Origin of the sequence: Petralouisia muris, from assembly GCF_004793545.1 — a bacterium.
GTDB classification, from domain to species: domain Bacteria; phylum Bacillota; class Clostridia; order Lachnospirales; family Lachnospiraceae; genus Petralouisia; species Petralouisia muris.
On record NZ_SRYA01000002.1, the window covers coordinates 145,282 to 168,844 of the forward strand.

A 23,563-nucleotide genomic window follows, 5' to 3' on the forward strand; every position below is an offset into this window, starting at 1 on the left:
GCAGTAGATAGAAAAAAGAAAGAGGTAAGAGAATATGGCACAGTTATGGGGCGGACGCTTTACAAAAGAAACGGATCAGCTGGTTTATAATTTCAATGCGTCCATATCGTTTGACAAAAAGTTCTATAGACAGGACATGGAAGGCAGCATTGCCCATGTGAAAATGCTGGGAAAACAGGGGATTCTCACAGAAACAGAAGCAAAGGAGATTGCAGCGGCAATTCAGGACATTCTGCAGGAGGTGGAGGCGGGAACCCTGGAGATTTCCCACGAATACGAAGATATCCACAGCTTTGTGGAGGCTACGCTTATCGAGCGTCTGGGAGATACTGGCAAGAAATTACATACCGGAAGAAGCAGGAATGATCAGGTGGCGCTTGACATGCGGCTGTTTACCAGGCAGGAAGTGCTGGAAACAGATCAATTGCTGGAAAAATTATTACATGTAATTTTAACAATTATGGAACATAATACAGATACCTATATGCCCGGCTTTACTCATTTGCAGAAAGCTCAGCCGGTAACCCTGGCGCACCATCTGGGGGCCTACTTTGAAATGTTTAAAAGGGATCGGCAGCGCATGGAGGATATTTACCGCAGAATGAATTATTGTCCTTTAGGCTCCGGCGCTCTGGCAGGAACAACTTACGATTTGGACCGGTATGATACGGCAGAGCAGATGGGGTTTGAGGGACCTATGTTAAATAGTATGGACGGAGTGTCCGATCGGGATTATCTGATTGAATTTTTATCTGCTTTATCTACGATTATGATGCATTTGAGCCGTTTTTCAGAGGAAGTGATTATCTGGAACAGCAATGAATATCAGTTTGTGGAGATTGATGACGCCTACAGTACCGGCAGCAGCATTATGCCCCAGAAGAAGAATCCGGATATTGCCGAGCTTGTCCGGGGAAAAACCGGACGTGTGTATGGAGCGTTGCTGTCCCTGCTTACCACAATGAAAGGAATTCCGCTGGCCTATAATAAAGACATGCAGGAGGACAAGGAGCTGACCTTTGACGCTATGGATACCGTAAAAGGGTGCCTTGGGCTTTTTACGGGAATGCTCTCCACCATGAAGTTCCAAAAGGAACGGATGGAGGCCAGTGCAAAGCATGGATTTACCAACGCCACAGACGCAGCGGATTATCTGGTCAATCATGGAGTGCCCTTTCGGGACGCCCATGGAATTGTAGGACAGATTGTGCTGTATTGCATTGAAAAAAAGATTGCCATTGACGATATGTCCCTAGAAGAGTTAAAAGCCATCAGTCCTGTGTTTGAAGAGGATATTTTTGATGCGGTTTCCATGAAAACCTGTGTGGAAAAACGTCTCACCATTGGCGCGCCGGGACAGGAAGCCATGAAGAAAGTGATTGCCATAGAGAAAAAATATCTCAGCAGAGACTGGAAGAAGGAGCTGAAAGACTGGGAACAGGAATTGCTGCAATTATAATGGCTGTTTTGGAGGGGCGTTGTTTCAAAAGATACTGGGCATATGCCGGAAAATTAGGAAGAATACACGAAAGTCCGGAATTTACTTCTGCAATTTTGTGTAATATGCAGGATTGCTTTTTTCTATCAAATGTATTAGGATATTTAGCAGAGCGACAATTGTACGCGCAAAACGGACAATAAGAAAAAGCGAGGAGATTATGAAATGAGTCAGAAATTAAAAGCAGGAATTCTCGGAGGAACTGGAATGGTGGGGCAGCGTTTTATTGCTTTGCTGGAAAATCATCCCTGGTTTGAAGTGACAACCATTGCAGCCAGCCCCCGTTCCGCAGGAAAGCGGTATGAGGATGCAGTGGGAGGACGCTGGAAAATGGACACTCCCATGCCGGAAGCGGTAAAGGATCTTGTGGTAATGAATGTGAATGAAGTAGAGGCAGTGGCGTCCAAAGTAGATTTTGTGTTCAGTGCAGTAGATATGTCCAAGGAGGAAATCAAGGCCATTGAGGAAGCTTATGCCAAAACAGAAACGCCGGTGGTTTCCAACAACAGCGCCCACAGATGGACGCCAGATGTGCCTATGGTGGTGCCGGAAATCAATCCGGAGCATATGAAGGTCATTGATTTCCAGAAGAAACGTCTGGGGACAGAGCGGGGATTTGTTGCAGTAAAACCCAATTGCTCCATCCAGTCCTATGCTCCAGTGCTGACTGCATGGAAAGAATTTGAGCCTTATGAGGTGGTGGCGACCACTTATCAGGCGATTTCCGGCGCCGGAAAGACCTTTCAGGACTGGCCGGAAATGGAGGGAAATATTATTCCGTTTATCGGCGGCGAGGAAGAAAAATCAGAGCGGGAACCGCTCCGTATCTGGGGCGAAATCAAGGACGGCGTGATTGTTCCGGCAGAAAGTCCCCTGATTACCTGTCGGTGTATCCGTGTTCCGGTGTTAAACGGCCATACGGCGGCAGTATTTGTGAAATTTAAAAAGAAGCCCACGAAGGAACAGCTGATTGAGAAACTGAGGAATTACCGGGGAGAGCCTCAGGAACTGAAGCTGCCCAGCGCGCCAGAGCATTTCATCCAATATCTGGAAGAAGACAACCGTCCACAGGTAACAGAAGATGTGGACTATGAGAATGGCATGGGAATCAGCGTTGGACGTCTCAGAGAAGATACGGTATATGATTGGAAGTTTGTGGGGCTTTCTCATAACACAGTCAGAGGCGCAGCAGGAGGAGCCGTACTCTGTGCAGAGCTGCTGAAAGCACAGGGGTATATCAGTGCAAAATAATGTGCTATCTGAAGGGGCTGTCGGGAAACAGATTTTATACATAATAGATGGTTGTGACATGGAAAGACTCACAATAGATCTTGTGGAAAATCTGTTATTTCCCGACAGCCCCTTATCTGTACAACTTAAAAATGTTAATTATTCAGTTTATTCCAAGATTTTTAACTCTTGATTTTATTTCTTTCCAGTCGGAAACAGACTGATTCAGATAAACTTTCCCTTTTTCCGTGATTCGGTAATATTTCCTTTTAGGCCCGCCTGAATCATCTCCATAATACAATTCTGTCAGGCCCTCTTTGTGCAGGCGGCGCAAGATGACATAGAAGGAGCTGTCATTTACTTCCGGGAAATGCTGTTTTAAGATCTGCATCAGGTGGTAGCCGTAATAATCATGTTGGGAAAGCTGATAGAGCAGGCACATTTCCAATACGCCTTTTTTCATCTGGGCATCCATTGGGATGGTTCTCCTTTCTGAAAGCTGCATTGCCGGCAGTCAGTGACGTGGGAGTTTCTTTGATTTGTTTTGGTGAAAATCAGAGAATTTCACAGCCAGATAGTAAAAAATAGAGATCAAAAAGCTCAGTCCCAGAGGAAGAAGCCAGAGATAAGGAGGCATAAGTCTCATATCCAGCCTGTGCAGAAAATCCAGGCAGAGCCAGGAGGAAGCCAGCAGGCCGACGCCCTGCAGAGCTGGTCCAAGGGAAAGAGAGGCTCCGTGAAAAAAAGCGTAACCGCTCCAAAGAAACAGGGCCAACCCTGAAATCATAAACAGCAGGCAGATATTCCGAGCAACGGTTCCAAGAGCGGGCGAAGGCAAGAGTTCAGAGAGCCGATCAATGCTTTTCCAGAGGAAAAAAGTCAGGAATCCGGCCAGAGCGCAGGAAAAAATCTGTTGGATCGGAAAAGTGCCTGACCAGAGAGCGGAAAGGCCCAGGTTTGCCGGAAAGGTTCTGCTTTCGGAAAGTAAAATAGCGGCAGAAGCCAGCACTGCAGCGCAGGCAGGTAAAACTGGCAGTGAGGCGAACCGGTAAGAATTTACCGATACCCAGAAGGCAAAAAGGAAGGTGCAAAAAGCAAGGGAAAGCTGAAAAATCATATGCAGGGAGAATTTCTGCCTGCCTGCTTTGGCGGAGCAAGTCAGTTGTCTGACGATTTCTTTGGGGCGTCCAAAGGAATGGCAGAGTTCTTCTTCTGTTTTCCCTTCGGAAAGTCCTGTTTCAAAAAAGCCGTTGAAATCCTCCAAAGTATCCCGGATTTCCCGGAAGCTGCAGCGGAAAGTCATGTAATAACGCAGCTGTAAAAGAAAATCACGTTTTGTTTTCATAAGAGACGCCTCCTTTCAAGCGCAGGTGAAATTACTTTTGGAATTATTTTGAGTATGCTGTGATTGGGAAGTACAGAGATTCCCTTCTGTCAGGATATCCTCTGAAACTATTATATAATACTATTGTTTATTAATCAATAGTTAATCTGCGTTTGCTGTGAAAGAATTAACGATTCTTGCATTCTTGGAAATTTCCAGTTAGAATGGAACATAGATTGATGGAAAAGGGAGGATTTTCGTCAGTCTGCATAAAAAATAACCAGGGAGAAGGAATATGAGCAGATTATCAGTAATTTCTACGGACAAGGTAAATTCCACCACAGAAACATTGATGAAGGAATTTACACAGCGTATTATCGCAAACCCGCCTGGGGTCTGTCCGGTTGACATGCAGCTTGCGTTTTTAAAAGTATGTCACGCCCAGACCTGCGGGAAATGTGTTCCCTGCCGCGTCGGACTTGGCATTCTGGAAGAACTTTTGGAAAGTGTTCTGGATAATACGGCAACCATGGAGACGCTTAACTTAATTGAACATGCAGCTACCAATATCAAGAATTCCGCAGACTGCGCCATCGGCTTTGAGTCTGCCCGTATGGTGCTGGCGGGGCTGGAAGGGTTTAAAGAAGATTATATTTCACATGTGAAAGAGCACCAATGCACAGGTACCTTTGAACAGCCTATTCCATGTGTGACATTATGTCCGGCAAATGTGGACATTCCAGGGTATATTGCACTGGCAGGAGCCGACCGATGCGAGGACGCCGTGCGGCTGATCCGTAAGGACAATCCTTTCCCCACAGCATGCGCGCTGATTTGTGAGCATCCCTGTGAGAAGCGGTGCCGCAGGAATATGATTGATGATTCCATCAATATCCGCGGAATCAAGCATTATGTGATGGATAAGGCCAATGCAAAAGAAGTTCCGGTTCCCGCCTGCGCAGAGTCTACCGGAAGGAAGGTGGCAATTATCGGCGGAGGCCCCTCCGGCCTTACAGCAGCGTATTTTCTGCAGCTGATGGGGCATCAGACCACCATATATGAAGAAAAGGCACAGCTTGGCGGTATGCTGCGCTATGGAATCCCCAATTACCGTTTCCCAAGAGAAAGGCTGAAGGAGGATATTGACGCCATTCTTTCCACCGGGGTGGAAGTGAAGCTGAATGCGGTCGTTGGAACAGAAGAATTAAAGGCAATTAATGATACATATGATGCGATATATATCGCAATCGGCGCCCATGCGGAAAAGCGTCTGAATCTTGAAGGGGAGGACAGCGGCAACGTGGTTTCAGCTGTGGATATGCTCCGTGAGATTGGAGACGACAGGTATCCGGATTTCACAGGAAAACGGGTCATTGTAGTGGGCGGCGGCAATGTGGCGATGGACTGTGCAAGAACGGCAATCCGCTCCAATGCAAAGACAGTCAGCATTGTATACCGCAGGCGTAAGGAAGATATGACTGCCCTGCCGGCGGAGGTGGAAGGAGCCATTGCAGAAGGAATTGAGCTTCTTACGTTAAAAGCGCCTCTTCGGATTGAAAAAGATGACAATGGCAACGCCAGCGCATTGTGGGTGCAGCCCCAGATTATCGGACAGGTAAGAGGAGGCCGTCCTTCTCCCCGGAAAGCAGATAAGGCGGAGGAACGGCTGGAATGCGACGTAATTCTTATGGCTGTGGGACAGGATATTGTCACAGAACCTTTTGAACAGGCAGGAATTGCCACAAAGAGAGGAAAGCTTCTGGCAGACGTTTCCGGCGCTTTGAACCGTGTGGGCATGTATGCAGGCGGCGATTGCGTATCCGGGCCGGCAACGGTAATTAAGGCCATTGCGGCCGGAAAAGTTGCAGCGGCAAATATTGATGAATTTCTGGGATGCCATCATGAGATTTCGGTGGATGTGGAGATTCCTGAGCCGCTGTTAAACGATAAGGTTCCATGCGGAAGGGTAAATCTGGGAGAGAAAGAATCCTGGGCTCGGAAAGATAATTTTGAAGGTATTGAATATACCATGAGCGACGAAGAGGCGTATCAGGAAGCAAGCCGCTGCCTGCGGTGCGATCGCCATGGATGCGGCGTATTGAGAGGAGGCAGACAGGACAAATGGTAAATTTAACGATTGATCACAAGAACATACAGGTGCCGGAGGGCACTACGATTTTAAAGGCTGCCGCCGCTGCAGGAATTGAGATTCCCACCCTCTGTTTTCTGAAAGATTTAAATGAAATCGGGGCCTGCCGCATCTGCTGCGTGGAAATTGAGGGCAAGGACACTCTTGTGGCAGCCTGCAACACTGCGGCGGAAGAGGGTATGGTGGTGTATACCAGCAGCCTGAAAGCCCATTACGCCCGCAGGATGAATCTTCAGATCATTTTGTCCCAGCATGATTTCCGCTGTGCGGCCTGCCAGCGGAACGGAAGCTGCGCTTTGCAGAAAATCTGCGCGGACATGAACATCAATGATGTGCCCTTTGGACAGTCCTATGAGAAAAAAGAGTGGGATTTAAGTTTTCCGCTGATCCGAGACGACAGCAAATGCATTAAGTGCATGCGCTGCGTACAGATTTGCGATAAGGTACAGTCCCTGGGAATCTGGGACATTGTAAATACAGGAAAGCGTACCGGCGTGGGAGTGTCCAAAATGCGTACCATTACAGAAGCAGATTGCGCGCTGTGCGGGCAATGCATTACCCATTGTCCCACCGGAGCCCTTCGGGAGAGGGATGATGTGCGTAAGGTTATGGACGCTGTGAACGATCCGGACAAAATTGTTGTGGTGCAGATTGCTCCGGCGGTTCGCTCTGCCTGGGGCGAAGGCCTTGGCCTGCCGGAAAAAATGGCCACAGAGAAGCGCATGGCGGCAGCAGTCCGCGCACTTGGTATGGATTATGTCTTTGATACAAACTTCAGCGCTGATTTAACAATTATGGAAGAAGCAAATGAATTTCTGGAGCGAATGACCCACCGAGAAAAATATCAGTGGCCCATGTACACTTCCTGCTGTCCCGGCTGGGTGCGGTTCTTAAAATCCCAGTATCCGGACATGACAGAGCAGCTGTCCACGGCGAAATCTCCCCAGCAGATGTTTGGGGCGGTGGCAAAGACTTATTTTGCAGAAAAAGTACTGGATACAGACCCAAGCAGGATTTTCTGTGTGTCTATTATGCCCTGTACCGCCAAGAAGGCAGAGTGCGCCCTGCCCAATATCAATGACGCCGGTGCAGACAAGGATGTGGATGTGGTGCTTACCACAAGGGAATTTGACAGGATGTTAAGATCCGAACTGATCTGCCCGGCAAATCTGGAAGAGGAAGAATTTGATTCTCCTTTGGGCACTGGCTCCGGCGCAGCCGTAATTTTCGGAGCTACGGGCGGCGTAATGGAAGCGGCTCTTCGAACTGCTTACTACGCATTGAAAAAAGAAAATCCCAAGCCGGATGCATTTAAAATGGTCCGGGGACTGGACGAAATCAAAGAGGTGACGGCGGAAATTGCAGGAATCCCCATCCGGGCGGCTGTTGTGCATGGGCTCGGCAATACCAGAAAGCTGATTGAACGGGTGATTGCCGGGGAAGCAGAATATGATTTTGTAGAAGTTATGGCATGTCCGGGCGGCTGTGCGGGTGGCGGCGGACAGCCTATTACCGAAGGTCGTGAAATGGCAGGAGAGAGGGGAAGCAAGCTCTATACGCTGGATAAGAAAAATCCCCTGCGATTTTCTCATGAGAATCCTTCTGTCCGCGCCCTTTACGCCCAATATCTGGAGAAGCCGTTGTCCCATAGGGCTCATGAGCTTTTGCATACGGATCATTCAGGATGGGATATGCCCTCAAAGGCATAAAGGAAGCAGGGCCTGCATTCCTCTGGAGCGGCAGATACGGTTGGAATATGCTTAGGTAAGGAAACAGAGAAAAGGAGCATAATTATGGATGGATTGAAAGTGATAGAAGTAAAGCAGAGTATCTTCGAAGACAACGACAAAGACGCCGGGAGGCTGCGGGAACAGTTAAAACAGGAAAAAACATTTCTCCTGAATCTGATGTCGTCCCCAGGTTCCGGCAAGACTACAACCCTTCTGGCTCTTGCAGAGGAGTTAAAAGGCAAGGTGAGCATGGGAGTGATGGAAGCGGATATTGATTCCGCAGTAGACGCTCAGGCCATGAAGGAAGCAGGAATTGCATCCATCCAGATCCATACCGGAGGAATGTGCCATCTGGATGCAGATATGACGAGACAGGGGCTTCGGGAATTTGGAAGGAAGGATCTGGATCTGGTGATTCTGGAAAATGTGGGAAACCTGGTCTGTCCGGCGGAATTTGATACAGGGGCAGTTAAAAATATGACAATTCTGTCTGTGCCGGAAGGCGATGATAAGCCCCTGAAATACCCATTGATGTATCAAATCTGTGATCTTCTGGTGATCAATAAAATGGATGTGATAGATTACTTCGATTTTGATAAAGAAAAAGTCATCGAAAATGCCAGGATGAGGAATCCTGAGATTGACATTATCTTTCTCTCAGCCAAAACAGGAGAGGGAATTCCAGAACTGGCAGACTGGATTCTGAAGCATGTAAAAGAATGGATGCAGGAATGAACCGGCCCGCTGCAAGCATACGGTGCATGAAACCCGTGAGGGAATAAAAAGACAGGAGGCTGTCGGAAAATGAAATTTGTACACAATATATGGTGCGAGTTCTTGAAAACCAAAGCCATATAGTGTGCCTGAATTTCATTTTCTGACAGCCCTTTTGGCATGTCTGGAACCGGATAGTGATATGGTTATGAGAATAAAAAGAACCCTATTGTAAAAGAAATTAAATCGTGATATGATACAGAAGGGAAATTACTAAGGCATAATCGAAAAAATACGGGGGTTCGTTATGGCAGGAAGGAAGCAGGAATTACAATATTTAGAGCAGATGTATCAAAAGAGCGGCAACCAGCTTTTGGTACTGTATGGAAGGAAAGAAAACGGCGGCAGTAAGCTGGTGCAGGAGTTTTGCAGAAATAAAAAGCGTTTTTATTATTATGCGCCTGACATTTCTCCCCAGTTTCAGAAGCAGAGGATGCGAAAGGAAATTACAGATCAGTATCAGGTGGCGGTTTCTGAGGATTCCTATGACACTTTTTTTAAGCGGATCAAAAGCGGAGACGGCAGTAAGCTGGTGGTGGTCATTGAGGAGTTCCACCGGATTCAGAAAAAAGAACCGCAGTTTATCGAAAGCATTCTGAAATTAAAGGGAAAGAAATTATATCCTGGGCCAGTAATGATTCTTTTGTGCAGCTCTTCCATTTCCTGGGCAGAGCAGGAGCTGCCCAAGATTATGGGGAATTCTATGAAGAAAATAGACGGGATTACCAAGATTCAGGAATTGGGATTTCTGGATCTGGTGCGGAAGTTTCCAAATTACAGCGTGCGGGAAAGCGTGGAGGCGTACGGCGTCATCGGAGGCGTGCCGGAATATATGAAGGGATGGGAGGATCAGCAGGATATCCGCCGCAATATCTGCACCCATATTCTTTCAGAACGGGGATTTCTGCATGGAAAAGCGGAAGAAATTATCCGCAGCCAGCTGCGGGAGTTGTCTGTGTACCATACCATTCTGGAGGTTCTGGCCTCCGGGAAGCATAAATTGAACGATATTTACCAGGCTACGGGGTTTTCCAGGGCCAAAATCAGTGTTTATCTGAAAAATCTTATGGAATTTGATGTAGTGGAAAAAGTCTATTCCTTTGAAACAGGAGGCTGGCAGAATGCTCAGAAAGGCTTGTATCAGATAAAAGATACTTTTCTTAATTTCTGGTTTAAATTTGTTTATCCCTATTCGTCAGATTTTCACCAGATGGAGCCGGAAGAATTTTACGATAAGCATATTGCAGGAGAACTGGAAGGTTATCTGAAACGCTATTTTGTCAAGGTTTGTATGGAATATCTGAAATTGCAGGACATGGTAGGCAGGCTGCCCTTAAAGATTCATAAAATGGGCACATGGATCGGAAAGAAAGGGCATATTGATATTATAGCCCAGAACAGTGTACGGGAAAATATCATTTGTCTCTGCAGCTGGGCAGAAGGACCTATGACCTTTGATATGTGCCAACAGCTTTTTCAAAGTATGGAGCAGGCGAAAATTACGGCAAATTACTATTATTTATTCAGCGCCGGAGGCTTTGATGAAAATCTGGTGAAGGTGGTAGAAGGGGATGAACGTATTTTGTTGGTGGATATGAACAGAATGTAAAACAGCGCCGCACGGAAACAGGAAATGGATAAAAAGGCAGGACAGAAATAGAAAGCAGGATAAGAACTTATGGCGAAGGCTTTATACATAGCAGAGAAACCAAGCGTGGCGCGGGAATTTGCCAAAGCATTAAAATTGGATTTAAAAAGTTATGATGGATATATGGAATCCGGGGAAGCTGTGATTACCTGGTGTGTGGGGCATTTGGTAACCATGAGCTATCCAGAGGTTTATGATGAGAAATATAAGAAGTGGAGTCTTGCGACGCTGCCCTTTCTTCCGGAGGAATTTAAGTATGAAGTGATACCGGGAGTAAAGAAGCAATATAAGATTGTAGCTGGGCTTTTGAACCGGAAGGATGTGGATACCATTTATGTATGCACTGACTCTGGAAGAGAGGGAGAATACATTTACCGGCTGGTGGAGCGCCAGGCCAGGGTCAGTGGGAAAATGCGGCGCAGGGTATGGATTGATTCTCAGACAGAAGAGGAGATTTTGCGGGGAATCCGGGAGGCAAAGGATTTGTCGGAATATGATAACCTCTGTGAATCCGCCTATCTGCGGGCAAAAGAGGATTATCTTATGGGAATTAATTTTTCCCGCCTGCTTACCCTGAAATACGGAAACGCCATTTCGAATTTCTTAAGAACCAAATATACGGTAGTCAGCGTGGGACGTGTGATGACCTGCGTCCAGGGAATGGTGGTACGCCGGGAACGTGAAATCCGGGAATTTGTAAAAACGCCCTTTTACCGCGTGATGAACACGGTGGAGCTTCAGGGAAGTCCGGTAGAAGGTGAATGGCGCGCGGTAGAGGGGTCCCAATATTTTCAGTCTCCCAAATTGTACAAAGACAATGGGTTTAAGGAACGAAAAGATGCAGAAAAATTAATTCAGAACTTAACCTATCAAAAAGAATCGGAAGAACTAACAGCGTCAGTTTGTTCCATAGAGAAGAAAAAAGAAAATAAGAATCCGCCGCTGTTATATAATCTGGCAGAGCTGCAGAATGACTGTTCCAGGTTATTTAAGATCAGTCCGGATCAGACACTGCAGATTGTACAGGAATTGTATGAGAAGAAGCTGGTAACTTATCCGAGAACAGACGCCAGAGTTCTGTCCTCGGCAGTGGCAAAGGAGATTCATAAGAATATCGGAGGAATGAAGAATATCCCTTCCGTTAAGAGCTTTGCCGAGGAAATTCTGGAAAACGGAAACCACAAAAAGATTGCAAAGACCCGCTATGTGAACGATAAGCAGATTACGGATCACTATGCAATTATCCCTACCGGCCAGGGATTTTCCGCAATTCCTGGTTTGAATGGAACAGCATTGCATGTGTACGAGACCATTGTGAGAAGGTTTCTGGGAATCTTTTTTCCACCCGCGGTTTACCGGAAAATCAATCTGATAACCAGTATGAAATCAGCAAGGTTGGAAGAAAAGGCTGTCAAAGACTTAAAAGAAGGGGCTTTCGAAGACTCTCAAAAAGAGGAGAAATTTTTTGCTTCTTTTAAAGTGTTAGAAAATCCCGGCTACCTGAAAGTAATGAACTATTCCTTTCAGAAGAAAAAAAAAGGAGAACAGCCCGAGGGAAAGGAGCCCGCGTCCAATACTTCTGGTTCCGGAGAGACTTCCTGTGACAGAAATTTAATGGAAGCGCTGTCTGCTCTGAAAAAGGGAATGCAGCTTCCGGTTAAAGAATTAAATATCAAGGAAGGGGAAACTTCTCCGCCAAAACGTTACAATTCCGGCTCCATGATTCTTGCCATGGAAAATGCCGGCCAGCTGATTGAAGATGAAGAACTTCGCGCGCAAATCAAAGGAAGCGGAATCGGCACCAGCGCAACCAGAGCGGAGATTTTGAAAAAGCTGGTGAATAACAAATACCTTGCTCTGAATAAGAAGACACAGGTCATTACCCCTACCTTGCTGGGAGAGATGATATATGACGTGGTAAATGCTTCGATTCGATCTTTGTTAAATCCTGAATTAACTGCAAGCTGGGAAAAAGGGCTTACCTATGTGGCAGAAGGGAGCATTACTCCTCAGGAATACATGGCTAAGCTGGAGCATTTTGTAAGAAGCCGCACCAGCGGCGTACTGGGCCTGAATAACCAGTATGCGCTTCGGGGATATTTCCAACATGCATCTTCATATTATAAAGAAAATAAGGAAAAGGCGAAAGAAAAAGGTTCCAAAGGAAAGAACAAAACTCAGCCCGCTAAAACTCTGTAACTGCAAAGAACCTGATCTGCTCAGAAGACAATGGGACAGGATATCTGGCAGCATGCAAAAGAGTATTATCATAATTTTAAGAAAAGAGGAAAACAAAATGGAAACATGCAGAATCAGTAACTTATATACCTTATCAGAAACGATTGCAGCAGATTTATTTCAGGGTTTGACCTATCCCTGGGAAGCGCTGCCGAAAATCAGCGAATTTATTGTTGCGCTTGGCAAAACGCTGGACCCGGAGAAATATGAAGAAAAGGGAGAGCATATCTGGATTGCCAAATCAGCAAAGGTTGCTCCAACTGCCAGCATCAACGGCCCTGTGATTATTGATGAAGAAGCAGAAGTGCGCCATTGCGCCTTTATCCGGGGAAACGCCATTGTAGGCAAAGGCGCAGTTGTGGGCAATTCTACGGAATTGAAGAATGTAGTGTTATTCAATAAGGTTCAGGTGCCCCATTACAATTACGTGGGAGATTCCATTCTCGGCTTTAAAGCTCATATGGGAGCAGGTTCCATTACGTCGAATGTGAAATCAGACAAAACTCTCGTGGCAGTAAAAGGGGAAGAAGAAATTGCCACAGGCCTGAAAAAATTCGGGGCAATGCTGGGAGATGAAGTGGAAGTGGGCTGCAACAGCGTTTTGAATCCAGGAACGGTAATTGGAACATCCAGCAATATTTACCCCCTTTCCATGGTAAGAGGCGTGGTTCCCGCCAATTCTATTTATAAGAAAAAAAACGATATTGTGGAAAAAGCATGAAATAGCCTTTGGAAAGGAGAGAGGGTTATGTTAGAAATTCAGAATTTGACGAAAAAATACGGGCACTATCTGGCGGTGGACCATGTAAGTTTTACGGTTCCCGGCGGACAGGTTGGGATTCTGCTGGGGCCTAACGGAGCTGGAAAGTCCACCATTATCAAAAGCATTGCCGGACTTTTGCGTTATGAAGGCGGCGTGGGCATTGAACAAATGCCGGCCAGAACATTGGAAGCCAAACGGATCTTCGCCTATGTGCCGGAAATGCCGGCCATGTTTGATGCGTTGACGGTACGGGAGCATATTGAATATGTGCGGCGGGCCTATAATTCCCCTATTACCGACGAAGAGGTGGAACAGCTTTTGATTCGTTTTGAATTGGAAGATAAGCAGAACAAATTAGGAAATGAACTTTCCAAAGGAATGATGCAGAAGGTAAGCATTTGCTGTGCCCTTGCCATTTGCCCTAAGGTAATTCTTCTGGATGAGCCTATGGTGGGGCTGGATCCGGCGGCCATCAAGGAACTGAAGGAAGTGGTGCTGGAATTGAAAGCCCAGGGAGTTACGGTATTAATCAGTACTCATATGCTGGAAATGGTGAAAGAATTGTGGGACGTGATGTTTATTATGGAACAGGGAAAAATTGTAGGGACATTTACCAGGGAGCAGGCAAAGGATACAGATATCGAGGAACTGTTTTTCCGGATTACAGGAGGCGGTGAGTCAGAATGAAAGGTTTGCTCTATTTGTATCAGAGAACTATTATTAATCGAATAAAAAAAGCCCTGAAACGTCCGGTTACATATATCATGGGAATCTTTCTTTTGTTATATATTGTAATGATTTATAACAGTTTTCACATGATGATACAGGAGGAAAATTTTGGATCCACAGAAAATCTGGTGACGATTCTGTCCATGGTTATATTCTGGCTGATTCCGGCCAACCTGATAAGTTATGCAAGACGGCGGGGGCTGCTGTTTCGTCCCAGTGAAGTGCATTTTGTATTTTCTTCTCCGGTCAGCCCTAAAATGGTGCTGATGTTTGCTGGAGTAAAATCTTTTGCAATAAATATTATCATCGGAATTGTCATTGTTGCAGCCGGAGTGATGTGGTTTGGGGCAGGCATTTGGCAGGGATTGGCGTATTTTCTGTTTTTTGTGGTTTTTGAAAGCATTTTGGAAGCGTCAGCCATAATATTCTGCTATGGCAATGAAAGGTTTTCTGAGAAATTTTTCAAGGGCCTTGTTGTGGCAATGTATTTGTTTATGGGCGTGATTGTGGCGATTGCTGCATATCTTATGATTACCAGGGAGCCCTCTTTTGGGCTTTTGCAGGAGTTTTTTGCCTTGCCGGTGATACAGATGGTTCCGGTGGTAGGATGGAACGTTGCGGTAACCCGGTTGATTTTCCTGGGGGCAGATACGGTAAATATCATCGGCATGGGATTGTTTCTGGTTTCTACGGTGCTGATGTTCCTGACAGCCTGGCGGATGGAATGCACAGGGGCGTATTACGAAGACGCCATGAAATTTGCAGATGAATACCAGGCAAGAAGAGAGAAGCAGAAAAAAGGCGTTGCTTCCATTCCCTGGTTAGAAAAACATCGGAAATTCAAGCAGGCGTCAGTGGAATACAAAGGTTCTTACGCCAAAGCGATTTATTTTAGGCAGATGTTGGAATATAAGAAAAATCCGACTTTTATTTTTGGATGGAATACCTTGCTGTGCCTGGGAATTGGAATCCTTATTGGAGCCGTAGGTTATTTCAATGATGCAGTCAATGAATTCGGGCCTGCCAAAATCTTCATTGTTCCCGGAGTGGCCAGCTATGTAATATTCATTTTCAGCGGTTACGCCACCAAATGGTCCAAGGAACTGGAGAACCCTTACACTTATCTGATTCCGGATACGCCCTTGAAAAAATTATGGTATGCCACGAAAATCGAACATTTCCGGGCAATTGCGGATGGAATTTTAATTACCCTGCCGGGGGCGGTGACACTGGGAATTGGCCCGGCCCTTACTGTGCTTACGATTCTTTTGTATGTATGTCTTCAGGCAAACCGTCTTTATTATGGAATGCTGGCAGACGCTTTGGTGGGAAATACCTTGGGAAATACCGGGCGCAACCTTGTAAAGATTCTGTTCCAGGGTCTTGCCATATTTATTGGCATTATTGCGGCAGTCGTGGCAGGAATCCTGATTTCCGTGGAGGCAGGATTCTTCGCCATGATTGTAGTGATGGGGCTTCTTACCTTTGCCGGAGCAGCGGCAGCTTCTGTTTCTTTTACAAAAATGGAGGTTTTGGAGTAAAGCTTTTGTTCTCGCAAAAACAGGCGGGTATGGTTCCGTGTAACAGGCGAGCCATTGGAAGCGTTGCGGCAAACCTGAGATTTGGACAAAAATTCTGTGGAAAACACTGGACTAATTCGTCAAAATATGGTTAAATATGGGTAAGAATGTTAAATGCATAACAATGTTTTAACATGTGAAGCATGCGCTATGTTTCGTCTGCCGTAAGGCGGGCCGCATGGTCATCAAATAATGTATACATTGAAAGGAGTCTTAAAATGATTTACACGAAGGAAGTCGAAAACATGTGTCCGGTAGCCAAGGGCGCAAAACATGAACCAGCTCCCATTCCGGAAGAAGGAAAATGGGTACATTCCAAGAAAATTGAGGACATTTCCGGTTTTACGCATGGTATTGGCTGGTGTGCTCCCCAGCAGGGCGCATGTAAGCTCTCATTGAATGTAAAAGATGGCGTGATTGAAGAAGCTTTGGTAGAGACCATCGGATGCTCCGGCATGACTCATTCTGCAGCTATGGCAGCAGAGATTCTGCAGGGAAAAACAATCCTGGAAGCATTGAATACAGACCTTGTCTGTGATGCAATTAACACAGCTATGAGAGAGCTGTTTTTACAGATTGTATATGGACGTACCCAGAGTGCATTCTCTGATGACGGACTGGCAGTAGGCGCTGGTCTGGAAGATTTAGGAAAAGGACTTCGTTCCCAGGTTGGTACGATGTATGCAACAAAGGAAAAGGGTGTTCGTTATCTTGAAATGGCAGAAGGTTACGTAACCGGCATTGCTTTGGATGCTGACAATGAAGTAATTGGGTATCAGTTTGTAAGCCTTGGCAAAATGACTGACTTTATCAAAAAAGGTGATGATCCTAACACCGCATGGGAGAAAGCAAAAGGCCAGTATGGCCGCGTGGCAGACGCTGCTAAAATTATCGATCCGAGGGCAGAGTAGTCCCAGGAAGCAGCCTTTTAGAAAAGCAGGCAAGTCGGCTTACATGCTAATGACTGTAAGGAAGAAGTACCGTTGTCAAGAAGATAGGAGGACATTTCAAATGGCTTTATTTGAATCATATGAAAGAAGAATTGATCAAATCAATTCTGTTTTAAATAATTACGGAATCAGCTCCGTGGAAGAAGCTGAGAAAATCACAAAGGATGCTGGACTTGATGTTTATGAACAGGTAAAGAAGATCCAGCCAATTTGTTTTGAGAATGCTTGCTGGGCATACACCGTAGGCGCGGCAATCGCAATCAAAAAGGGAGCGAAAAGAGCAGCAGATGCAGCAGCAGCAATTGGAGAGGGGCTTCAGGCATTCTGTATTCCTGGTTCCGTTGCAGATCACAGAAAAGTAGGTCTTGGACATGGAAATCTGGGCAAAATGTTACTGGAAGAAGAGACAGAATGTTTCTGTTTCCTGGCAGGCCATGAATCCTTTGCGGCAGCAGAAGGCGCTATCGGTATCGCTGAGAAAGCAAACAAGGTACGTCAGAAACCTCTGCGCGTTATCTTAAACGGCCTTGGAAAAGACGCAGCACAGATTATTTCCCGTATCAACGGCTTCACATTTGTTGAGACAAAATATGACTATAAAGAAGCAAAATTGAATGTAGTTTATGAAAAACCATATTCTGACGGGCTTCGCGCAACTGTAAAATGCTACGGTGCAGATGATGTGCAGGAAGGCGTTGCAATTATGCATCATGAAAATGTTGGCGTTTCCATTACCGGTAATTCCACCAATCCTACCCGTTTCCAGCATCCGGTAGCAGGTACATATAAGAAAGAATGCAATGAGCAGGGCAAGAAATACTTCTCTGTTGCATCCGGCGGCGGTACAGGACGTACCCTTCATCCGGATAACATGGCGGCAGGACCGGCTTCTTATGGTATGACAGATACTATGGGGCGTATGCATTCTGATGCACAGTTCGCAGGTTCCTCTTCCGTACCGGCCCATGTAGAAATGATGGGATTGATCGGAATGGGAAATAACCCGATGGTTGGAGCTACTGTTGCAGTTGCAGTTTCCATTGAGGAAGCAGCTAAAGCCGGAAAGTTCTAAGAAATAGTGTATTTTCAAGGGTTTCCGTTGATATAGATTGTCAGCGGAAGCCCTTAATTTTGCCACGTAGCACACAAGTAACACACAGGTAGCACACATGAGGTAGCACACAAATTTAAAGCATAAAAAAGACCGTTACCCAAAGTAAGAGGATAGTGGTCTAATTTTATGCCTATATAGGGATGATGTTATATCGTTGATATATCCATGTCATATCCAAATACAGTACCGGGCTTGACTTTCAAAACATCATCAAGTTCCAGGCTTTTGAGCAAAAACAAAATATCATGTTCGCCATTATCAGCTACAGTTTGTTTATATCTGTAAAAATTGGCATGATGCTTTATTATCTGGTCTAAAGTAGGATATATGGGTTTTAGTTTGTTGTATAATTCAAGTAATAGTGCATCTCGAAGAAGTATGCTTTTTTCTTCTAATAAAATTTCATGGGCATGTATCATTTCATGTAAAATTACTTCTTTTTTGTTTGCCGAAAGATTGTCTATAGCTAAAATTCTATTTTGTTTATTAACACATCCAGCGTAACCATAGTCTGTTAAGTCATTGACACAAACTTTGAAGCAGGAAGATGGATTATACAAAAGTAATTCGTCTAAGGGATGTTCAAGAGGGCTTGCAATATAATTTTTAAGAAGCCCATTCTTATTCAAACTCATATCTGTAAAATAAGCCTCATATTCTTTTATCTTTTCACATACTTGTAATACGTTATCTGGACGGAAATTCCACCATTCGTAACATTCATCTAGTTCGATAGTGTTCAATGCTGTACTTCTTTCAAGGGCTACCCGATTAAGAATAGCCCTAAAATCCAATACGGTTTTATGTAACGGTTATTCTATTTAACTAATCCTCCACTTATGCCCTTTTCTTTGATTTCATTAGCCATAAGCAAATAATTTCTTTCTGCCACTACTTTCATAAAGCCGGATTTACTAAGATAATAAATCATAGGTCTTTCGTGGCAATCGCCCCATGCATTACAATCATTGCCATCCTTTAATCTTGTTCTTGCATATTCCTTTATCCAATCCCCAAACATTTCCGCTACTCGGTAACATGGTATCACGTTTCCACGGTCAAGATATACCGATTCAATATTAAAAATTTCCTCGGCGGCTTCCTTGCTCAAAAGTCCTTTGTGTACTATCATGCAGATTCACCGCCTTTCTGCTGTTCATACTGCTTCAAGGCTTCATCAATGACTTTTTGGCGTTCCTCACGTTCTGCCTTTTCCCTTGCTTTCTTTTCTTCGATCTTTGCCCGGATTTCAAGCATTGGCTTTGTTATTCTCTTTGGCATAAGATAAAAACAATCTTCCGGCAATAAATGGGACATCATACAATAGAAATATTCTGCACGATATCCAAAAGGCAAATAATAGACAAGTTCCAAAAGTCGGCGGTGCATATCATTGTACATACGCTTATCAATCTTTGCTTTCTGCTCTGCTTCTGCCTGCTTGTACCCTGCCATAAAGCCATAATTGAAAAGGTCATAAATCAAATCAATAATGCTTTCTCTGTCTGCCAGTCTGAAAAGTTCTTTGTAATTTCCGATCTGTGCGGAATTAAAATCAAAATCATCATGCCGGGGATGCTTTACTTCCCATTTGGTAAAGGCTTCCTTTGCTTCGGCGGCGGTCAAGTTCTTAATCTTCTTCATTGTAAAATCTTCCTTTCTTTTGGTTGGGAAGTATGCTACAATGAACATACTCCCTTTAATTTGCGTGGTAGCTTATTACTGGGTAGCGGCGCTATGGTATTTGCGGTACTGTAGAGCCTTTTTAATTGCTGCAATCAATCTGTATCAACTCCTTCCTATTTTGTGATTTTCTCCATTTCGGATTTTAGTTGCTCCATTGTTCTATGGGTATATACCTTTTCGGTAATATCCTCTATGGCGTGTCCTACAATCAGCTTTAAAATATATTCATCAACATTACACGCTTTTGCCTTTGTAATGAATGTGTGCCGGGTTTCGTGAGGGCGGTGTGTCATTTTTAATCTGTCCATGACTTTCTGGAATCTCTTGCGGTATTTGTCGTATGTCATATATGTACCCTGCTGCCCGTTTACATCATTAAAGAGATATTCAGATTGCAGAGTGTCAGCTTCTTTCATGCGGTTTTCAATTAACGGCTTTATTATTGGATGAATAGGAACTATTCTATTTTTACCGGCATCCGTTTTCAAGCCGCCTTTCATGGTTTCTGCTTTAAGGTCAATATCTGCAATTTGCAGTATAGATAATTCTTGCGGCCGCCATCCGCTATATATTCCTATCAATACCATATCAGCAAAAGGTATCAAGTCTTTGTTATCCCACAACTGCCGTACTTCTTCATCTGTAAACGGTACAGGTTCTTTTGTGCGCTCTCTTTTAATTGGGTTGCCGTTTGCAAACATTACAGAAGCATAATCCTTATCTACAATATCATGCGCTACAGCATACTTATACATCATATTGAACAGGCTTTTGATTCTGCCCTTTGTGCTGTCTCCGACATCTGCATTTAAGATAGTACCCTCTAAATGAGATACCCTTATATCTTTCATCCGCATATCATAAAGACCGTTACAATAAGCGTATGCCGCTGTGATGGTTCTGATACTGGACGAATTGGAGAGAGTAGGGAAATATCCCTCATTCCATTTTTCATAGACTTCTGAAAATGTAATGCTATCCGCTTTAATATCATACGGATTTTCATTATATTCAGCGAGAGCAATCATAGCTTCTTCACGAGTGGCATAATAGCCGATAGTGAAGCGTATTTGCTTGCTTTTACCTGTATCGGCATCCAGCACCCATTTATCAGTTTTGACAGCCCTAAATGGTTTTGAACGCTTTCCAGGCAGTTTGTAGATTGTTCCGTATCCATTGGGTAATTTTGTTGGTTTGCCATTTCTGATACGTGGTTTTGTACTGGTAGGGCTATTCATAGGATAACCGCAATGAGGGCAGGCAGTAGCCTTGTCAGATACATCATGTTTGCACTCCGGACATTTCAATAATGCCATGAGATCACTTCCTTTCTGTAGACAGAGCCAAAGCCATTAGGTAGTTTCACTTGAATCACTCTCCTTTTCTTCCAAATAGTTATCTCGAATTTTTCTTAAATATTTTTCTATTGTTTTCATGGCAACAGCTTCAAAAAAATCATCATCTAGTGCAATTTGTGTATTATCCCAAGTTTTTGTTTTGTCTTGAACAAGTGTTAGTAAGTATAAATCCCTAAATCCGTCATGTCCTTTAATAACATCGTAATCACTATCTGGAACAATATATTTAGGAGTTGAACATTTGCTGTATTTTTCATTGATATTTGCAACCTCCCATTCTCCATTGTGATATGCAGGGATTTTATAATTTGACTTTAATAAATCTTGAATACCACGCAATAACCATTCCGTATTGCTATCAGATAATAAAATATTTAGTATTTCTATAGGAAAATATATTTGTTCCTGATAATCTCTTTTCATATTCTTTTGATATTCATACCATGATGAAAGAGTATTTGTAGCAATATCACTTAAGCCAGTAATTTCATATACACTTTGATTTTTGTTAGTAGGAAAATCAATAAATCCTAATAGATAATCTGCCGAACAATGAAAAAAATTACAATATTCAATTAAATATATTGTAGATAAACTTTCACTGCTATTTAAATTATCTAAAGCATTTAATTTTAAGTGGTTTTTTATCGTTCGTTCTTTCTTCCTGCATTCCTCATATTCTCTTGCATTGCTTTTGGGCTTTTCAGAATATCCGAGTAGTTTTGCTGCTAAATCTAAACTGCTAAGGTTTTCGCGTGTCATTAGTGCATTTAAGCGATCACCGAATTTTTTTGATTTTGTGGGAAATAAATTTCTCATTTTTAATAAAAAACCTCGATTTTGCGAAATATTTGAGAATAGCATTTCTCATTCGTTATTGTTATTATAACCATAAGACGAGCGCACGTCAAGTAGAAACTGTTGATATTGTTATCTTTTTTGGAGGTATGACATGAAGAATGTTGATATAAGAAATTATGCAAAAGAACACAAAGTAAATCTTTGGGAAGTATCGGAGCGTTTAGGATATGCCCATGAAACAGCGTTTTCCAGAGTTTTAAGGCATGAGTTACCAGTAGATAAGAAAACAGAAATTAAAGCAATTATAGACAATTTGGCAGCAGAGCAGTAAGGCGGTGATGATATGAGCGAACTTATTTTTGAATGTGCAAACATTCCTGTAGCTGTTGCCGCTAAAGCCTTAAAGGTAGATGCTCAAACAGTGCGATTACTCCTACAAAGTGAGGCTGTAAATTGGGGATGTGCATATCATAGAACACCAAAGAGCCGACAATATTCTTATCTGATTTATCCTAAGAAGTTTTACGAAGAAACAGGCTTCCTTTATAAAGGAGGTACATCAGAATGAATATTTTGAAAAAATACCGATTGAAGAAGCAACAAAAAGCGTTAATGCAAAAGCGTGCGGTATATGAGTATTTGCAGACGGAACATAGCGAGAACGAGTATTTCTACCACTATATGCAAAAAGAAATGGATGCCCTTGACGAACAAGCGGAACATCTTCGGGAGATTTTAGAAGGGCGGTGGAAGAAATGACAAGTACAGAAATTTTTGAAAATAATCTGCTGTTCTTTAAAATAATGAAACGCTATGGAGATAAGGTACAATGCCGATGCCCGGCGCATGATGACAAACACGCTTCATTGACAATCACAAAAGGAAGAAAATGTACTTTGTTCTACTGCCATGCAGGATGTACTGTTGATGATGTACTAAATGCAGCAGGGCTTGAAAAGAAAGATACCTTTTATGATGTAGAGCCGAGAAGCCCAAACTGGAAAGCCTATGTTGAAGCTAGGGAGAAACGCCGGATTGAAGCAGTTTACAATTACGTTTCCATTAACGGTGCTTATGCCTTTACAAAAATTCGATGTGAGGGCAAGAAAATCTTGTATGGCAGAATGGAGAATGACCGCTTTATATATGGATTGCCAAGAGATACACCAAGAAAGAGTTATAAAGCTATATATGGAAGCCTACAAGCCATAAATAAGGCGATTGCAGAGAACAAGCCTGTATTTGTACCAGAGGGAGAGAAAGACGCTGATACTCTGATAAAACAGGGTTACACAGCTTTTACTTATGGCGGCGTAAATGACTGGCAATCGGATTTTGCTACATTGGTGCAGAGGGCAGATGTCTATATTCTTGCGGACAATGACGAAGCAGGAAAGCGTGTTGCTGAAACTATCCAGAACGACATTAAAACGGTTGCAAAGAGCAGTAAAATCATTGTACCCATGCCAGATATACCTAAAGCGGATATAACGGATTATTTCAATGCCGGACACAGCAAGCAGGAGTTTGAGAAGATGCTACAGCAGGAACAGAGTACCGTTAAAGAAGCCGTAAGGGAGGGAGTAGCGAAACACGACACCCCTATAAAGGCACAGAGGCAGCAGGATAGCCGCTTAGAACAAGTATTAAAGGATTTACATGCTGAACGGTATGAAACAAGTGATAAAGGCTTCGGGCGGCTATTTGCAGATGTTTTTAAGGACAGGCACAGATATAACCCGTCACGAAAAGATTTTATGAGGTATGACGGCAAACGGTGGATTGATGATATTGAGGGGTTGAGTGCGAGAGCATCAGCAAAGGTTTTATCAGATGCACTTGTGCGATATGCAGTAAATGTTGATACAGAGGGCAAGTATCTGAAAGCAGTAGCGACACTGTGCAATATTAGAAATCGAAATAATATGCTACAGGACAGCAAAGATGTGTATTTCTTCAGCAATGAGCAGTTAGATGTGAATGATTATCTT

General features: G+C 43.9%; 22 protein-coding genes and 1 pseudogene. 16 read left to right on the forward strand and 7 right to left on the reverse strand.

Annotated elements, in window-relative coordinates:
- The first annotated feature begins 34 nt into the window (after nucleotides 1-34).
- Together argH and asd are read left to right on the forward strand one after the other, a co-directional pair.
- Complete coding sequence (gene argH / locus E5329_RS01785) at nucleotides 35-1,459, forward strand: argininosuccinate lyase (protein WP_135987866.1); 1,425 nt, start codon at nucleotides 35-37, stop codon at nucleotides 1,457-1,459.
- 204 nt (nucleotides 1,460-1,663) lie between these two features.
- Nucleotides 1,664-2,749, forward strand: coding sequence for an aspartate-semialdehyde dehydrogenase (gene asd, locus E5329_RS01790; RefSeq protein WP_135987867.1), 1,086 nt, complete (start codon nucleotides 1,664-1,666; stop codon nucleotides 2,747-2,749).
- A 142-nt stretch (nucleotides 2,750-2,891) separates the two neighbouring features.
- Here asd and E5329_RS01795 read toward each other — a convergent pair whose 3' ends face one another.
- On the reverse strand, nucleotides 2,892-3,203 hold the full coding sequence (locus tag E5329_RS01795; protein WP_135987868.1) for a PadR family transcriptional regulator: 312 nt from the start codon (nucleotides 3,201-3,203) through the stop codon (nucleotides 2,892-2,894).
- A gap of 39 nt (nucleotides 3,204-3,242) precedes the next feature.
- A complete protein-coding gene (locus E5329_RS01800) occupies nucleotides 3,243-4,073 on the reverse strand; it encodes an HAAS signaling domain-containing protein (protein ID WP_135987869.1) in 831 nt (276 codons plus the stop codon).
- A gap of 274 nt (nucleotides 4,074-4,347) precedes the next feature.
- Here E5329_RS01800 and E5329_RS01805 point away from each other — a divergent pair, with 274 nt between their 5' ends.
- The 10 genes from E5329_RS01805 (at nucleotide 4,348) to E5329_RS01850 (ending at nucleotide 17,685) form a co-directional block, all read left to right on the forward strand.
- Nucleotides 4,348-6,180, forward strand: coding sequence for an NAD(P)-binding protein (locus E5329_RS01805; protein WP_135987870.1), 1,833 nt, complete (start codon nucleotides 4,348-4,350; stop codon nucleotides 6,178-6,180).
- The gene (locus tag E5329_RS01810) at nucleotides 6,174-7,910 is read left to right on the forward strand and encodes a [FeFe] hydrogenase, group A (RefSeq protein WP_135987871.1); all 1,737 of its coding nucleotides are present in this window, start codon (nucleotides 6,174-6,176) and stop codon (nucleotides 7,908-7,910) included. The genes E5329_RS01805 and E5329_RS01810 overlap by 7 nt, the downstream gene beginning before the upstream one ends.
- 84 nt (nucleotides 7,911-7,994) lie before the next feature.
- A complete protein-coding gene (hypB, locus tag E5329_RS01815; protein ID WP_135987872.1) occupies nucleotides 7,995-8,666 on the forward strand; it encodes a hydrogenase nickel incorporation protein HypB in 672 nt (223 codons plus the stop codon).
- Between the two features lie 286 nt (nucleotides 8,667-8,952).
- Nucleotides 8,953-10,314, forward strand: coding sequence for an ATP-binding protein (locus E5329_RS01820; protein WP_135987873.1), 1,362 nt, complete (start codon nucleotides 8,953-8,955; stop codon nucleotides 10,312-10,314).
- Between the two features lie 69 nt (nucleotides 10,315-10,383).
- The gene (locus E5329_RS01825; protein WP_135987874.1) at nucleotides 10,384-12,552 is read left to right on the forward strand and encodes a DNA topoisomerase; all 2,169 of its coding nucleotides are present in this window, start codon (nucleotides 10,384-10,386) and stop codon (nucleotides 12,550-12,552) included.
- Nucleotides 12,553-12,649: 97 nt separating this feature from the next.
- Nucleotides 12,650-13,312 (forward strand): LbetaH domain-containing protein, encoded by a 663-nt coding sequence (locus E5329_RS01830; RefSeq protein ID WP_135987875.1) that lies wholly within the window; start codon nucleotides 12,650-12,652, stop codon nucleotides 13,310-13,312.
- Nucleotides 13,313-13,339: 27 nt separating this feature from the next.
- Entirely contained in the window at nucleotides 13,340-14,041 is a 702-nt protein-coding gene (locus E5329_RS01835) for an ABC transporter ATP-binding protein (RefSeq protein ID WP_135987876.1), read from the forward strand.
- Entirely contained in the window at nucleotides 14,038-15,624 is a 1,587-nt protein-coding gene (locus E5329_RS01840; RefSeq protein WP_135987877.1) for a putative ABC exporter domain-containing protein, read from the forward strand. Before E5329_RS01835 ends, E5329_RS01840 begins: the two co-directional genes overlap by 4 nt.
- 257 nt (nucleotides 15,625-15,881) lie before the next feature.
- Nucleotides 15,882-16,574 (forward strand): iron-sulfur cluster assembly scaffold protein, encoded by a 693-nt coding sequence (locus E5329_RS01845; protein WP_135987878.1) that lies wholly within the window; start codon nucleotides 15,882-15,884, stop codon nucleotides 16,572-16,574.
- A 100-nt stretch (nucleotides 16,575-16,674) separates the two neighbouring features.
- Nucleotides 16,675-17,685, forward strand: coding sequence for a GGGtGRT protein (locus tag E5329_RS01850; RefSeq protein WP_135987879.1), 1,011 nt, complete (start codon nucleotides 16,675-16,677; stop codon nucleotides 17,683-17,685).
- A 188-nt stretch (nucleotides 17,686-17,873) separates the two neighbouring features.
- Here the strand turns inward: E5329_RS01850 and E5329_RS01855 are convergent, their stop codons facing one another.
- The 5 genes from E5329_RS01855 to E5329_RS01875 form a co-directional block, all read right to left on the reverse strand.
- The gene (locus tag E5329_RS01855) at nucleotides 17,874-18,470 is read right to left on the reverse strand and encodes a hypothetical protein (RefSeq protein WP_135987880.1); all 597 of its coding nucleotides are present in this window, start codon (nucleotides 18,468-18,470) and stop codon (nucleotides 17,874-17,876) included.
- A 74-nt stretch (nucleotides 18,471-18,544) separates the two neighbouring features.
- Complete coding sequence (locus E5329_RS01860; RefSeq protein ID WP_135987881.1) at nucleotides 18,545-18,859, reverse strand: hypothetical protein; 315 nt, start codon at nucleotides 18,857-18,859, stop codon at nucleotides 18,545-18,547.
- Complete coding sequence (locus E5329_RS01865) at nucleotides 18,856-19,371, reverse strand: hypothetical protein (RefSeq protein WP_135987882.1); 516 nt, start codon at nucleotides 19,369-19,371, stop codon at nucleotides 18,856-18,858. The genes E5329_RS01860 and E5329_RS01865 overlap by 4 nt, the downstream gene beginning before the upstream one ends.
- Before the next feature lie 155 nt (nucleotides 19,372-19,526).
- Nucleotides 19,527-20,729: a tyrosine-type recombinase/integrase gene (locus tag E5329_RS01870; protein WP_135987883.1), complete on the reverse strand. Its 1,203-nt coding sequence runs from the start codon at nucleotides 20,727-20,729 to the stop codon at nucleotides 19,527-19,529.
- Nucleotides 20,730-20,765: 36 nt separating this feature from the next.
- Nucleotides 20,766-21,590: a hypothetical protein gene (locus E5329_RS01875; RefSeq protein WP_135987884.1), complete on the reverse strand. Its 825-nt coding sequence runs from the start codon at nucleotides 21,588-21,590 to the stop codon at nucleotides 20,766-20,768.
- 133 nt (nucleotides 21,591-21,723) lie between these two features.
- Here E5329_RS01875 and E5329_RS01880 point away from each other — a divergent pair, with 133 nt between their 5' ends.
- The 4 genes and pseudogenes from E5329_RS01880 to E5329_RS01895 form a co-directional block, all read left to right on the forward strand.
- Entirely contained in the window at nucleotides 21,724-21,903 is a 180-nt protein-coding gene (locus tag E5329_RS01880; RefSeq protein WP_135987885.1) for a hypothetical protein, read from the forward strand.
- 12 nt (nucleotides 21,904-21,915) lie between these two features.
- Nucleotides 21,916-22,140, forward strand: a complete 225-nt coding sequence (locus E5329_RS01885; RefSeq protein WP_135987886.1) for a hypothetical protein — start codon at nucleotides 21,916-21,918, stop codon at nucleotides 22,138-22,140.
- The gene (locus E5329_RS01890; protein ID WP_135987887.1) at nucleotides 22,137-22,331 is read left to right on the forward strand and encodes a hypothetical protein; all 195 of its coding nucleotides are present in this window, start codon (nucleotides 22,137-22,139) and stop codon (nucleotides 22,329-22,331) included. Before E5329_RS01885 ends, E5329_RS01890 begins: the two co-directional genes overlap by 4 nt.
- Nucleotides 22,328-23,563, forward strand: a pseudogene (locus tag E5329_RS01895) (hypothetical protein); the annotation flags it as partial. The gene E5329_RS01890 and the pseudogene E5329_RS01895, both read left to right, overlap by 4 nt.

Excerpts from the sequence above, each read along its gene's own strand:
- E5329_RS01870 (WP_135987883.1), bottom strand. The coding sequence starts at position 20,729 with ATGGCATTATTGAAATGTCCGGAGTGCAAACATGATGTATCTGACAAG.
- E5329_RS01800 (WP_135987869.1), bottom strand. The coding sequence starts at position 4,073 with ATGAAAACAAAACGTGATTTTCTTTTACAGCTGCGTTATTACATGACT.
- E5329_RS01865 (WP_135987882.1), bottom strand. The coding sequence starts at position 19,371 with ATGAAGAAGATTAAGAACTTGACCGCCGCCGAAGCAAAGGAAGCCTTT.
- E5329_RS01875 (WP_135987884.1), bottom strand. The coding sequence starts at position 21,590 with ATGAGAAATTTATTTCCCACAAAATCAAAAAAATTCGGTGATCGCTTA.
- E5329_RS01890 (WP_135987887.1), top strand. The coding sequence starts at position 22,137 with ATGAATATTTTGAAAAAATACCGATTGAAGAAGCAACAAAAAGCGTTA.
- E5329_RS01805 (WP_135987870.1), top strand. The coding sequence starts at position 4,348 with ATGAGCAGATTATCAGTAATTTCTACGGACAAGGTAAATTCCACCACA.
- asd (WP_135987867.1), top strand. The coding sequence starts at position 1,664 with ATGAGTCAGAAATTAAAAGCAGGAATTCTCGGAGGAACTGGAATGGTG.
- E5329_RS01810 (WP_135987871.1), top strand. The coding sequence starts at position 6,174 with ATGGTAAATTTAACGATTGATCACAAGAACATACAGGTGCCGGAGGGC.
- E5329_RS01830 (WP_135987875.1), top strand. The coding sequence starts at position 12,650 with ATGGAAACATGCAGAATCAGTAACTTATATACCTTATCAGAAACGATT.
- E5329_RS01845 (WP_135987878.1), top strand. The coding sequence starts at position 15,882 with ATGATTTACACGAAGGAAGTCGAAAACATGTGTCCGGTAGCCAAGGGC.
- E5329_RS01880 (WP_135987885.1), top strand. The coding sequence starts at position 21,724 with ATGAAGAATGTTGATATAAGAAATTATGCAAAAGAACACAAAGTAAAT.
- E5329_RS01795 (WP_135987868.1), bottom strand. The coding sequence starts at position 3,203 with ATGGATGCCCAGATGAAAAAAGGCGTATTGGAAATGTGCCTGCTCTAT.
- E5329_RS01860 (WP_135987881.1), bottom strand. The coding sequence starts at position 18,859 with ATGATAGTACACAAAGGACTTTTGAGCAAGGAAGCCGCCGAGGAAATT.
- E5329_RS01885 (WP_135987886.1), top strand. The coding sequence starts at position 21,916 with ATGAGCGAACTTATTTTTGAATGTGCAAACATTCCTGTAGCTGTTGCC.
- E5329_RS01820 (WP_135987873.1), top strand. The coding sequence starts at position 8,953 with ATGGCAGGAAGGAAGCAGGAATTACAATATTTAGAGCAGATGTATCAA.
- E5329_RS01835 (WP_135987876.1), top strand. The coding sequence starts at position 13,340 with ATGTTAGAAATTCAGAATTTGACGAAAAAATACGGGCACTATCTGGCG.
- E5329_RS01840 (WP_135987877.1), top strand. The coding sequence starts at position 14,038 with ATGAAAGGTTTGCTCTATTTGTATCAGAGAACTATTATTAATCGAATA.
- hypB (WP_135987872.1), top strand. The coding sequence starts at position 7,995 with ATGGATGGATTGAAAGTGATAGAAGTAAAGCAGAGTATCTTCGAAGAC.
- E5329_RS01825 (WP_135987874.1), top strand. The coding sequence starts at position 10,384 with ATGGCGAAGGCTTTATACATAGCAGAGAAACCAAGCGTGGCGCGGGAA.
- argH (WP_135987866.1), top strand. The coding sequence starts at position 35 with ATGGCACAGTTATGGGGCGGACGCTTTACAAAAGAAACGGATCAGCTG.
- E5329_RS01850 (WP_135987879.1), top strand. The coding sequence starts at position 16,675 with ATGGCTTTATTTGAATCATATGAAAGAAGAATTGATCAAATCAATTCT.